This window comes from Streptomyces sp. NPDC001568, assembly GCF_042893755.1.
In the GTDB taxonomy this organism is placed as follows: domain Bacteria; phylum Actinomycetota; class Actinomycetes; order Streptomycetales; family Streptomycetaceae; genus Streptomyces.
Genome location: NZ_JBIAVF010000004.1, coordinates 1 through 13,470 on the forward strand (window position 1 = coordinate 1; position 13,470 = coordinate 13,470).

The following is a 13,470-nucleotide window of genomic DNA, read 5'->3' on the forward strand; positions in this document are numbered from 1 at the left end:
AACCTGCGGGAGCCGGTGCTGTTCGCGGACGTGGTGCGTCGGTTGCAGGACGCGGGTCCGCAGGTGTTCGTGGAGATCGGTCCGCATCCGGTGCTCTCGTTGGCGATGGAGCGGACGGTCACGGCCGGACGGGTGCTGCACACCCTGCGCCGTGAACAGCCCCAGATCAGCCGGCTGTTGCGGAGTCTGGGCGCCGCCTGGGCGGCCGGTCTGCCGGTGGCGTGGCGGGAGTTGCTGCCCGCCGTGGAACCGGTCGAGCTGCCCACGTACGCCTTCCAACGCCGGCGGTACTGGCTCACTCCTGCGGCGAGCACTCGGCCGACCGGCGTCGGCAGGTACCGGATCGGCTGGCAGCCGCTGCCGGAACCGGAACACGCCGGGCAGCCGCCCCGGAAGGCTGATTGGCTGCTGGTCCACGCGGAGGGTGAGGACCGCACCGCCCTGACGGCCGTGCTCGCCGCGGCTCTGGCGGGCGAGGGCGGCTCGGCGCGTGCGGTCGCGGTACCTCCGGACGCGACCGAACCGGAGCTGCTGACCGACCTGTTGGGTGAACATCAGGCCACGGAGCAGCCGACCGAGGTGGTCTCGCTGCTGCGAGGGCAAGCCGCGGTGAGCCTCCTGCGGCTCGTGGCGTCCGCGCCCCGGCAAGCACGTCTGTGGCAACTGACCTCGGGCGCGGTCGGCGTGGGCGGCGGCGATGTCGTCGTGGACTGCGCGCAGGCGGAACTGTGGGGATGGGGACGCTGCTTCGCGCTGGAACACCCGGACCGCTGGGGCGGCCTGATCGACCTGCCGGCCCATGCCGACGCCATCGCCGACGTGGCGACCCGGGTGGCGGCCCGGCTCACGAACGGCGGCGATGAGGACCAGGTGGCCATCCGCGCCGAGGGAGCCTTCGGCCGTCGGCTGTTACCCGGAACCGAGGAGCCGGTCGACCCGCGACGGACGTGGCCGTCGGCCGGAACGGTGGTGATCACCGGTGGCGCCGAAAGCCCCGGCCGTCACGTGGCCCGCTGGGTGGCCTCCCGAGGAGCCGACCGCCTGGTGCTGGTCGGCGGCGACACCTCGCGACTGTGCGCCGAGCTGATCGAGGCGGGTACACCGACCGTGGCCGTGACGGGCGACATCACCGACCCGCAGGCACTGCGCGCCCTGCTCCAAGAGGCTGCCGGAGATGCGCCGTTGGCCGCGGTGGTGCACGCCGCCGGCGTCACCGAACTGGCCCCGGTCCGGTCGTGCGACCCCGGACACGCCACCCGCGTGATCAGGGAGCGCTGCGCGGGCGCCGAATCGCTGGCCGAGGTGCTGCGCACCGACCATCCGGACGCCCAACTGGTCATGCTCTCCTCGGTCGCGGGCGTCTGGGGCGGAGGTGGGCACGGCGCGTTCGCAGCCGCCGGCGCACACCTCGACGCCCTGGCCGAACGGGAACGCGAGGCCGGTCGGCCCGTCACCTCCGTCGCCATCAGCCCCTGGGAGGCCGAGCCCGAACTGGCCGACCTGCTGCGCCGGCAAGGAGTGCCGGTCACCGACTCCGGCGCGGCCCTGGCCGCGCTGCCCGGCCTGCCCGCGCTGGCCGAACCGACCGTCGTGCTGGCCCGCGTGAACTGGGATCGTTTCGTCCCGACGTTCACCTCCGCCGGGCCCCGACCGCTCATCGGCGACCTCCCCGAGGCACGCCGTGTGCTGGACGCGCAGGCTGCGGCCGACACCGACCGGAACCCGGACGCCGGGCACACCTCCAAGCTGGCGCGGGCCCTGGCCGCCGCCGCACCGGCCGACCACGACGGGATCGTGCTGACGGAGGTCCGCGCCACCACCGCCGCCGTGCTGGGCCACGCCGGGCCGGACGACATCGGCGCGAACAGGGCCTTCCGGGAGCTGGGCATGGACTCGGTGACGGCCGTCGAGCTGCGCAACCGACTGTCGGCGGCGACGGGTGTACGACTCCCCGCCACGCTGATCTTCGACCATCCCAGCCCGGCGGCGGTGGCCCGCCTGCTACGCCTGGAGCTGACACCCGGTACGACGGAGACCGGCGACGGGAGGGCCGACACGCCCCCGGCCCGGGCAGTCGCCGACGACCCCATCGCCATCGTCGGGATGAGCTGCCGATTCCCCGGCCGCGTCGAGTCCCCCGAAGATCTGTGGCAGGTGGTCGCCGGGGGAGTCGACACCGTCGGACCGTTCCCCCACGACCGGGGCTGGGACGTGTCCGGCCTCTACGACGAGGACCCGGACCGGGCCGGTACGGTGTACGCGCGCAGTGGCGGGTTCCTGCACGACGTCGCCGGGTTCGACGCCGGATTCTTCGAGATCAGCCCCCGTGAGGCGACAGCCATGGACCCCCAGCAGCGGTTGCTCCTGGAGACCTCCTGGGAAGCCTTCGAACAGGCCGGCATAGCCCCCGAGGGAATGCGCGGCAGCGATACCGGTGTCTTCGTCGGCACCAACGGACAGGACTACGCATCGCTGCTGGTCTCCGGCGACGACGGCCTGGAGGGCTACCTCGGCACCGGCAACGCGGCAAGCGTGGTTTCCGGCCGGGTCGCCTACGCCCTCGGTCTCGAAGGCCCGGCCGTCTCGGTCGACACCGCCTGCTCGTCCTCGCTGGTGGCGATGCACTGGGCCGCGCAGGCGCTGCGGCAGGGCGAGTGCACGATGGCCCTGACCGGAGGCGTCACCGTGATGACGACACCCGGCTCGCTACTCACCTTCGCCCGGCAGCGCGGCCTCGCCGCGGACGGGCGGAGCAAGGCGTTCTCCGCCCACGCCGACGGCATGGGCATGGCAGAGGGCGTCGGCATGATGCTGCTGGAACGGCTCTCCGACGCCCGACGCAACGGGCACCGGGTACTGGCGGTGATCCGCGGATCCGCCATCAACCAGGACGGCGCGAGCAACGGCCTCACCGCCCCGAACGGCCCCGCACAGCAGCGGGTGATACGGCAGGCGCTGCGCAACGCCGGGCTCGGGGCGGCGGACGTCGACGCCGTCGAGGCGCACGGCACCGGCACCACGCTCGGCGACCCGATCGAGGCACAGGCACTCCAAGCCGCCTACGGGCAGGACCGCCCCGCCGACCTCCCGCTGTGGCTCGGATCGCTGAAGTCCAACATCGGCCACACCCAGGCCGCCGCCGGCGCGGCGGGCGTGATCAAGATGGTGATGGCGCTGGACCGGGAAACACTGCCCCGCACCCTGCACGCCGACGAGCCGTCCGCGCACGTGGACTGGTCCGAGGGAGCGTTGCGGCTGCTCACCGCACCGCAGCCCTGGAAGCGGTCCGCCCGCCCACGCCGGGTCGGCGTCTCGTCGTTCGGGATGAGCGGCACGAACGCCCACGTCATCCTGGAGGAGGCCCCCGCGATCGGCACCCCGGTCGCCGCTGAGCCGGCGACCGACGCACACGAGGCGTCCGTCGTACCGCCGTGGCTGCTGTCCGCGAAGTCCGAAGCAGGACTGCGTGATCAGGCGGATCGGCTGCGGCGCGGCCTGCGCGCCGCACCCGGCACCGACCCGGTGGACGTCGGGCACGCGCTGGTGACCACACGGTCGCACTTCGCGCACCGCGCGGCCGTCCGGGGCGAGGGCCGCGACGAACTGCTCGCGGGCCTGGACGCGGTGGCCGCGGGGCAGCAGTCCCCCCACGTGGTGCGCGGCCGGGCCGACGCGGGCGAACGGCCGGTGTTCGTCTTCCCGGGACAGGGCTCGCAGTGGGACGGCATGGCCGTGCGGCTGCTGGACAGCTCGCCCGTGTTCCGCGACAGCATCGAGGCGTGCGCCGAGGCCCTGGCACCGCACCTGGACTGGTCGCTGCCGGAGGCGCTCCGGGGAGTCGCCGGTGCGCCGCCGCTGGACCGCGTGGACGTGATGCAGCCCGCGCTCTTCGCGATGATGGTGGCACTGGCAGAACTGTGGCGCGCGCACGGCGTCCACCCGGCCGCCGTGGTCGGTCACAGTCAGGGCGAGATCGCCGCCGCTCACGTGGCGGGGGCCCTGACCCTGGACGACGCCGCCCGCGTGGTCGCACTGCGCAGCCGGATGCTGGCCGACCTCCAGGACAGCGGAGGCATGACCTCGGTCGCCGCTCCCGTCTCCTGGGTCACGGACCGACTGGACCGGTGGGGCGGTGGGTTGGAGGTCGCCGCGATCAACGGGCCACGCTCGGTCGTGGTGTCCGGGCCGCTCCCGGGCCTGGTCCTGATGGAGAAGGAGTGCGCCGTCGAGGGCATCCGGGTTCGGCGCGTCCCGGTCCGGTACGCGTCGCACTCGCGGTACGTGGAGGCACTGCGGGCGCCGCTGCTCGACCGGCTGGACGGCCTGTCGCCGCGCGCGGCCACCGTGCCGTTCCTGTCGACGGTGACCGGCGGGTTCGTCGACACCTCCACCTTGGACGCCGACTACTGGTACCGGAACCTGCGCCACACCGTCCGGCTGGACGAGGCGGTCGGCAACCTGCTCGGCCAGGGGCACCGCGCCTTCGCCGAGATGAGCCCGCACCCGGTTCTCATCGCCGGGGTGCTCGACACCGCCGAGCAAGCCGGCACCGACGCGTTCGCGGTGGGCACGCTCCGCCGCGACGAGGGCGGCCTCGACCAGTTCCTCAGCTCCCTCGGCGAGGCCCATGTCCGTGGCGTACGGGTGGATTGGAAGCCCGCCTTCACCGGCCACCGACCCCGACCGGTGGAACTGCCGACGTACGCGTTCCAGCGGCGGCGGTACTGGATCGACGCCGCGCCGCCCGTGACGGGGGACATCGCGGCGACCGGCGTGGAACCGTCGGACCATCCGCTGCTCGGTGCGGAGGTCGCGCTCGCCGACACCGACGAACTGGTGCTCACGGGCCGGCTCCGCGCACGGACGCTGCCCTGGCTGATGGACCACCAGGTTTCCGGCGTGGCACTGCTGCCCGGGACCGCCTTCGTCGACCTCGCCCTTCGGGCCGGCGAACGCTGCGGCCACCCCGCCGTGGAGGAACTCACGCTCCAGGCACCGCTGGTGCTCCACGAGGGTGAGGAACCTCGGATCCAGGTCAGGGTCGGCCCGCCGGACCCCACGGGACGGCGCGAGTTCCGCGTCCACTCCCGGACGGACGACGGCGCGCGCGTCGGCACGGACGACTCCGGCTGGACCCGTCACGCGACCGGCACCCTCACCACCACCGCGCCCACCGCCGCCCTCGCGATCACCGGGACGGACACGACCGCCTGGCCGCCGGTCGGCGCGACAGCCGTGGACATCACCGCCGGGCACGACCGGATGGCCGACCTCGGATACGGTTACGGGCCCGCGTTCCGGGGAGTCCGGGCGGTCTGGCGCCGCGGCGACGAGGTCTTCGCCGAAGTGCGGCTGCCCGACCCACTCGTCCCGGAGGCGTCACGGTTCGCGCTGCACCCGGCACTGCTCGACGCCGGCCTCCAGGCGGTCGGCCTGGCCGCGACCGGTCCTGGCGGCCCGGACGGCCCCGGTGGCCCGACCGGCTCCGCCGGCGGGGCACCGGCCCGCGATGCCGAAGGCATCCGGCTGCCCTTCGCCTGGACGGGGCTGCGCCTGCACCTCGCGGGCGCGAGCGCCCTGCGGGTGAGGCTGGCGCCGACCACGAACGGCGGCGTCTCGGTCACGGCCACGGACGAGACCGACACCCCGGTCCTGTCCGCCCGCTCGCTGGAGTTCAGGCCGGTCTCGACCCGAGGCATGCGGCTCCTGGGAGGCGGACTGTTCCGGTTGGACTGGCGGGAGACGACCGGCCGACGGACACCGACCCCGCCCGAGGCCGGCACATGGGCCGTCGTGGGCACCGACGCCGAGGAACTGCGTACGCTGCTGGCCGCCGGAGGAGCCGACGCCGCGGCCCACGCCGACCTGCCCGCACTGCTGGGCGCCGTCGCCCCCGGCACCCCGAAGCCCGACGTCGTGCTGTTGGCCCCGGAGCCCGCGCGACCCGCCGGCACGGACCTCCTGGACGACGTGCACGCGCTGACCGGGCGTCATCTGAGCCTGCTGCGCACCTGGTTGCGCACGCCGGGTTGGGAGGACACCCGCCTGGTGGTGACCTTCCGCGGCGCCAACACCCTCGATCCGGTCGCCGCCGCGGCAGCGGGACTCCTCCGCTCGGCGCAGGCCGAGCACCCCGGCCGGTTCACCCTGCTCGACCTGGACGGGGACGTACTGCCGCGGGCGGTCGTCGAGGCCGTCGCGAGCGGCGCGCCCCAAGTCGTGGTACGCGCCGCGGCCGTCCTCGAACCCTCGCTCGTCCGCCTGCCCGCACCGGCCGGGTCACCCGCCCCACTCACCGGAACCGTTCTGGTCACCGGCGGCACCGGAACCCTCGGCGCACACGTGGCGCGGCATCTGGCCGCCGAACACGGCCTGAAGAACCTGCTGTTGCTCAGCCGTAGTGGCGAGGCGGCGGCAGGGGCCCGCGAACTGCGCGCCGACCTGGCCGCCCTGGGGTGCGAAGCCACCTTCGCGGCGTGCGACACCGCCGACCGGGACGCGCTGCGCGAGGTACTGGACGGCATTCCGGGGCATCGGCCACTGAGCGCGGTGATCCACGCGTCCGGGGTACTGGACGATGCGGTTCTCACCTCGATGACACCGGAACAGCTGGGCCGAGTACTGCGGTCGAAGGCCGACGGGGCGATCCACCTGCACGAGCTGACCCATGATCGCCCGCTCGCCGCCTTCGTCCTGTTCTCCTCGGCCGCCGCGGTCCTGGGCAGCCCGGGCCAGGGCAACTACGCCGCGGCGAACGCCCTGTTGGACGGCCTCGCCCGGCACCGCCACGCCGCCGGACTGCCCGCGCTCTCCATCGCGTGGGGCCTGTGGGGACAGCGCACCGGGATGACCGCCCACCTGTCCGAGACGGACCTGCGCCGGATGACCCGCGCGGGGCTGGCACCGCTGGACACCGAGGGCGGACTGGCGCTGCTGGACGCCGCGCTCGCCACGGGTGAGGCGACCGTACTCGGAGCGCGGGTGGAACTGGCCACACTGCGCGCCCGGGGCGCGGACGCGGCGGTCCCGCCGCTGCTCCGCAGCCTGGTCGGGGCACCCGCCCGGACGGCCCCGAGCGGTCCGGCGGATCAGGAGCCGGAGGCGACGGTGCGGCGGGAACTCGCGGGTCTGACGCCGCAGGAGCGCCGGCAGGCGCTGTTGCGACTGGTCCGCTCCGCCACGGCGGCCGTGCTCGGCCACGCGCACGCCGATCAGGTTCCGTCCGACGCGGCGTTCACCGAACTCGGCTTCGACTCGCTCACCGCCGTCGAACTGCGCAACCGGGTGCAGTCCTCCACCGAGTTGCGGCTGCCCGCGACCCTGGTCTTCGACCACGCGACCCCCTTCGAGCTCGCGGCGCACCTGGACGCGGAGCTGGCGACCGTCACGATGCCCCTCTCGACGGAGGCGGCCCCGACGGCCGCGGTGGAGAGCGCCGCGCCGGACAGCATCGAAGCGCTGTACCGGGCGGCCTGTCGGCAGCGGAAGGCGCACGAGGCGATGGACCTGCTGGCCGCGGCGTCCCGGCTCCGTGAACAATTCACCGACCCGGCCACCCTGGCCGTCCCGCCCCGTCCGGTCCGTCTGGCTCACGGTTCCGACGAACCCGTGCTGATCTGCCTGTCCACGATCACCGCGCTGTCCAGCGTCTACCAGTACGCCCGCTTCGGTACGGCCCTGCAGCGGCGACGCGATGCGTGGTTCGTGCCGGTGCCCGGGTTCGCGGCGGACGAACCGGTGCCGGCCGATGTGAACGCAGTCGTCTCCCTGCACGCCGACCTCGCGCTGCGCTGCGCCGAGGGCCGCGCGTTCGCCCTCGTCGGGCACTCGGCCGGTGGCTGGCTGGCGCACGCGGTGACCAGTCGACTGGAGGCCCGGGGAGTGCCGCCGGTGGGCACCGTACTGATCGACACCTACCTGCCGGGCAGCTCCGCCTTCACCCAGGTGCAGGACGCGTTGACCGACATGATGTTCGACCACGAGTCCACCGTCGGGCGGCTCGACAGCGCCCGGCTCACGGCGATGGGCGCCTACCTGCGGCTGTTCGACGACTGGAGGCCCGAACCGGTGCGCACCCGGACCCTGTTCGTCCGCGCGGGCGAGCCGGTGACCGACACCGTCGCGGGCGACGGATGGCGCCTGAGCTGGCCACTGCCCCATACCGCTCGGGAGGTCCCGGGCAACCACTTCTCCATGATGCAGTCCGGGGCCGCCACGACCGCCGAGGCCGTCGACGCCTGGCTGCGCGCCCTCCCGCGACCGAAGGCCGGCTGAGTCGGGCCGGCCGGACGACCCCACCGACGGAACGCCGCAGGGCCCCGGCACAAGCCGGGGCCCTGCGGCATGAAGGCCGTTCAGCCTCCGTGCGCGGCCAGCGCGTCCGTCAGCTCCGCGTAGGACGGGCCGGGGGAGAGCACCGGAGGCTCCCATCCGGTGGCCAGCACGGCGTCCAGCCGCTCACGCACCTCCGGGGTGTCCAGGCTGTCCGGGGCGGCCATCAGATTGGCGCGCAACTGCGCCTGCTCCCACAGGCGGTGGTCCTGCTGGCCGGCCAGGGCGGCGAGAACGGCCGGCGGGAGTCCGGCGGGCGGCTCGGGCAGACCGTCCACCGTGGCGCGCCAGCTCCGGGTGCGCTCGACGTCGTCGTGGACCCCGTCCTCGTACCAGGGGCGGATATCGCTCTCGACGAAGGCCCGCAGCCCGGCGGCCACCGCCTCCAGATCGGTAGGGTGACGCGCCATCAGGTCGCTCAGTTGGGCAGCGCCGGCCAGGGCGAAGGACGCGCCACGGCCCAGGATGGGATCGGTCGTGCACAGCACGTCCCCGAGCGGCAGGTACCCGGCCGGGGTCTCGGGCGACAGCTCGCGCCAGGAGTTGGTGAGTCCGGCCATCGGGACGACGTCGCCGATCGGCTCGCAAGCGCCCGGCCGCAGCCACGGCCCGAACTGGGCCACGGCGTTCGCGGCGGCCTCGAACGCATCGGTCCGGCGCAGCCGTCCCAGTGTCTCGTCCTCGGGCAGCCGGGCGAACACCACCGCGAACGTGCGGTCGTCGTGCGCGTAGAGGCCGCCGCCGAAGCCTGCCCCACCGGCGAAGACCACGGGCACCAGGAACGTCGGAGGCTTCGGTACGCCGTCCGACAGTCGGTAGAAACGGCTGTGGTAGACGGTGCCGCAAGGGCTTTCCTCCACCTCCTTGGTGAAGGCGCCGACCAGCGGCGAGCGACGCCCCGTGGCGTCCACCACCACGTCCGATTCGATCACCGCGCCGTCCACCCGCACGCCCCGGACGCGTCCCTGGTCGGCCACGACCTCACGGACGGACAGGCCATGGTGCAACCGGACGCCGGTCTGCTTCCGCAGGGCGCCGTGCAGCACCCACTCCACGGTGGCGCGGCGTGAGCCGAAGCTCGCCAGGACTCTCGCGCCGGCCGGCGCCTCGATCCCGGGCGGGGCGGTCATGTCCACCTCGTCGACCCCGTGCGCGATCAGGTCCACGTGCACGTCCGGCAACCGGGTGTGCAGCAGGTGCCGGAACAGTCCGAGGAACATGTGCGGGTGGCGCACCTGCGGAGCACCGGGCCGCTGCCACTCCTGAATGGAGCCGAGGTCCTCCGGTGGGGGACCGTCCCGCTCCACCAAGTCCACGGCGTACCCCTGGCGGGCGAGCAGTAACGCGGTGCTCAGACCGGCGATGCCTCCGCCCGCCACCACGATTCGTGAAACCATGCGTGCTCCCGGATGTTGTGCTGTCCCTGCGATTCACCGAGCAGCGGCGACCGCACCCCACACCCGTGCCCTTCGGCGCACCGTGCCCGTGTCGGCCGCCCGACTGCGTCACGCCGCGATGCTAGGCGCCGGCGTACGGCCTTGTGGAGGTCGGACGGCGAAGACAGGGGGTCCCCTATCGCTTTGGGCAAGGGAATCGGTCGCCCCCACCGGGAGGGACGGGAGCGACCGGACTCGTGCGGGAGTCTCAGCCCTGGACGTCCTCCTTTTCGCTTCCGGCCTTCTTCGCCTCCGCCGCCGACGCCTTCTTCGACGCCACGAGGCTGGTGATCGTCGTGATGATCAGTACGCCGAAGATGAAGCCCAGCGAGACCGGGAGGGAGACCTCCGGGACGTTCAGGCTCGTCGTCTCGTGAATGCCGTGCAGGACCAGCTTCACGCCGATGAAGGCGAGGATGACCGACAGGCCGTACGAGAGGTGGACCAGCTTCTGCAACAGGCCGACGATGAGGAAGTACAACTGCCGCAGACCCATCAGGGCGAAGGCGTTGGCGGTGAAGACGATGTACGGGTCCTGGGTCAGGCCGAAGATCGCGGGGATCGAGTCCACCGCGAAGAGCACGTCCGTGATGCCGATCGCCAGCATGACGAGCAGCATCGGGGTGGCCAGCCGCTTGCCGTTCTCGTGGACGAAGAGCTTCGTCCCGTGCCACACGTCGGTGGAGGGCAGGCGCCGCTCGATGGCCTTCATCAGGCGGCCCTCCTCCCAGTCCTCGTCCTGCTCGTCGGCCCGCGCCTCCTGGATGAGTTTCCAGGCGGTCCAGATGAGGAACGCGCCGAAGATGAAGAAGACCCAGGCGAACGAGTTGATCGCGGCGGCGCCCGCGGCGATGAACACGGCGCGCAGTACCAGGGCGATCAGCACACCGACCATCAGCACGCGCTGTTGGTAGATCGAGGGGACCGCGAACTTCGCCATGATCAGTACGAAGACGAAGAGATTGTCGACGCTGAGTGACTTTTCGGTGACGTAGCCCGCGAAGAACTCACCGGCGGCCTGCCCGCCGCCCCATGCCAGCAGACCCACGCCGAAGAGTGTGGCGAGAACGATCCAGACGGCTGTCCAGATGCCCGCCTCCTTGATCGAGACTTCATGCGGCTTGCGGCCGCCGATGAAGAAGTCGGCCGCGATGAGCGCGCAGAGTCCCGCAACTGTGAGCACCCACATGCTCGTTGAGACGTTCAACCTGGATCCCTTCCTCCGGCAAGAGCTGCCAAGGGTACAAGGATGACCAAGAGGTAGTAAAGAAATGGTATCGGGGCGAGGTCGTGGGCTCGTGGTTGAGGCCTGGTCAGAGCCCTGCGCGGCGCGGCGGTCTGGGGTGGCGCGCCCGCCCGATAGGGGGGTGGCCAGGGGTGGGGCCGCACTTGATCGCCGGTACGTTGAAGCGCGATGGCAGGGCGTTTCCATAACAGGTCAATCGAGCGAAGGAAAAACCTTGACCGACACGTTTTCCGTCCGGCAAATCGAGATAGCCTGGCCCGACCTGGGCATAACCGTGACCGCGGAACTCGACGGCCGTAACCCTGAACTCGCGGACGCACTGTGGGAGGCATTGCCTTACCAGAGTCTGCAGGGGCACGCGCTGGTCGCGGGAGAGCACCTCTACCACGCGGCACCCATTCCGTCGCTGCTGCACCTGTCCGCTTCCACTCGGATAGCCGATCGACGCGACGCACCCGACGGGACCGTATTCTGCTCCGCGCTCCAGCATCTGGGCATCAAGTACGGCACGTTGACCGAACCGATGCCGGCATCGCCGGTGGGTCGGATCCGGCAGGAAGATGTCTCGGCACTTCAGGAAGCCGGACGGTTGACCTGGGATTCGGTCTACTCGACGAAGAAGCCGATCCTGGTCGAGGTCCGAAAGGCGGGAACGGAAGGCGGCCACAGCATTCCCCTCCTGACCGCCGCGCATCCCGACGCGAGCCGTCTCATCCACGACGTGTACAAGGCGACCGAGCTGGCTTGGCTTTCCGAACCGAAGGAACTCGCCGACCTCCACGCCGGGTTGATTCCCTCCGGCGCGGGAAGCTTCGAGACGGTGTTGCCCACCCTGTTGTTCGTCAACGGTGAGACCCGTCCGCTGGGATACGCCACCTACGGCGGTCTGGTCCGGGCCGCGGTCCAGGGCATGCCGATGGATTCACTGCGCCACATGACGCGCCTGCTGGTCGGCATTCCGGCCGAGTTCCTGGGCTACTGCGGTCTGGAGCAGCTTTGGAGTTTCACCCAGCGCTTCCTGAACTGCCTCGACCAGCTCGATCGTGATGACTTCCTGAGCGTGGTGAGCCAGCTGGCCCTCTACATCAACTGCCTGGGTGGGTGGAACCTGCACCTGTACCCGTGGGAAGCCGGTGATCACCTGCGCCGGCTGCGCCCGGACGAGTTGGTCAGCCGGCCGTGAGTCGACTTCCCGAACGCGCGGACGCCGTCGTCATCGGCGGCGGCGTCATCGGCACCTCGATCGCGTTCCGGCTCGCCGAGTCGGGCGTCGATACCGTCCTGCTGGAGCGTGGCGGGCTCGGTTCGGGAACGTCCGCGACCACCGCGGGCGTGGTGCGTACCTACTTTCCCGGCAACGCACTCATCAGCAGCCTTGCCGTCCGGAGCCTGGAGGCGTACCACGCCTTGGCCGAACGGACCGGCACCGACCTGGGCTTGCGGCGCATCGGCCTGCTCGTGCTGTTCACCGACGAACAGCAGGTGCGGGACTACCGGGACACCGAGGCCGCCCAGCGGGCGGCCGGAGTGGACGTCGAACTCGTCACCGCAGCCGAAGCGGCGCGGCTCAACCCGCTGGTCGACGAGCGAACCATCGTGGCGGCGGCATGGTCGCCCGGGGCCTATGCCTGCGACCCCGCCGCGATCGTGCGCGGCTACGCCGCGGCCGCAGAACAGGCCGGCGCCGTCCTGCGCACGGGAACACCGGTCACGGGCATCGACCCGGACGGGCGGGTGCACACGCCCGCGGGAAGCGTCCACGCCGACAACATCGTCTGCGCGGCGGGCCCCTGGTCGGGAACGGTCGCCGAAATGGTCGACGTACGCGTTCCCGTGAGCACGTACCCCGTCGAAATGCTCCTGACCGACGTCCGCGGCACTGCCCCGCAGGACGCTCTACCGATGACCATGCACCCGTCCAGCCTGCGGATACGAAGCTGGGGAGACCGCGTTCTCGTCGGGATGGGCCGGCCCGCTCCGGACGAAACCCGCGAGGCTTGGCTGCAACGGGTGTCGCGCCACCTCGGCACGACCTTCCCGGCCCTGGCGGGCAGCCCCATCGAGAGCGGGTGGAGCGGAAACCTCGATGTCAGCCCGGACGGGATGGCCTTCATCGGTCGCGATCGATCCCGCCGGTTCTTCTACGCGGCCGGATTCTCGGGTCAGGGACTGTGCCAGGCACCCGCCGCCGGAGAGATCATCCGAGACCTCGTGCTCGACAAGGAATCCTGGATCGACACGGCGGGTCTCTCCACCGCCCGCTGCCTCAGCGGTTCGGCCGGGCCCGGGTAGGAAGAAGCAGCACCACCGGCGAGCACCACGGGGCCGTGGAGGAAGCGCAGGACGTCGTCGCGGCGCCGGATTGGCCGGCGCCGCGACCCCTGCGCGCGGCCCCGCTCGGTGCCTCCCGCGACCGGACCGACGCGCAGTCGTCCGGCATCCGTCCAACCATCTCGA

The 13,470-nt window shown here is 72.1% G+C and carries 5 protein-coding genes; 3 read left to right on the forward strand and 2 right to left on the reverse strand.

Annotation, left to right across the window (positions count from 1 at the left end; translation table 11 throughout):
• Nucleotides 1-15: 15 nt before the first annotated feature.
• A complete protein-coding gene (locus tag ACFY0I_RS08200; protein ID WP_388891857.1) occupies nt 16-8,274 on the forward strand; it encodes an SDR family NAD(P)-dependent oxidoreductase in 8,259 nt (2,752 codons plus the stop codon).
• 80 nt (nt 8,275-8,354) lie between these two features.
• Here the strand turns inward: ACFY0I_RS08200 and ACFY0I_RS08205 are convergent, their stop codons facing one another.
• Nucleotides 8,355-9,728, reverse strand: a complete 1,374-nt coding sequence (locus ACFY0I_RS08205; protein WP_388891860.1) for an FAD-dependent oxidoreductase — start codon at nt 9,726-9,728, stop codon at nt 8,355-8,357.
• Nucleotides 9,729-9,975: 247 nt separating this feature from the next.
• A complete protein-coding gene (locus ACFY0I_RS08210) occupies nt 9,976-10,956 on the reverse strand; it encodes a TerC family protein (protein ID WP_388892784.1) in 981 nt (326 codons plus the stop codon).
• 271 nt (nt 10,957-11,227) lie between these two features.
• Between ACFY0I_RS08210 and ACFY0I_RS08215 the strand changes: the two genes are divergently transcribed.
• Nucleotides 11,228-12,196, forward strand: a complete 969-nt coding sequence (locus tag ACFY0I_RS08215; protein ID WP_388891863.1) for a hypothetical protein — start codon at nt 11,228-11,230, stop codon at nt 12,194-12,196.
• The gene (locus tag ACFY0I_RS08220) at nt 12,193-13,305 is read left to right on the forward strand and encodes an NAD(P)/FAD-dependent oxidoreductase (RefSeq protein ID WP_388891866.1); all 1,113 of its coding nucleotides are present in this window, start codon (nt 12,193-12,195) and stop codon (nt 13,303-13,305) included. The genes ACFY0I_RS08215 and ACFY0I_RS08220 overlap by 4 nt, the downstream gene beginning before the upstream one ends.
• The last annotated feature ends 165 nt before the right edge of the window (nt 13,306-13,470 follow it).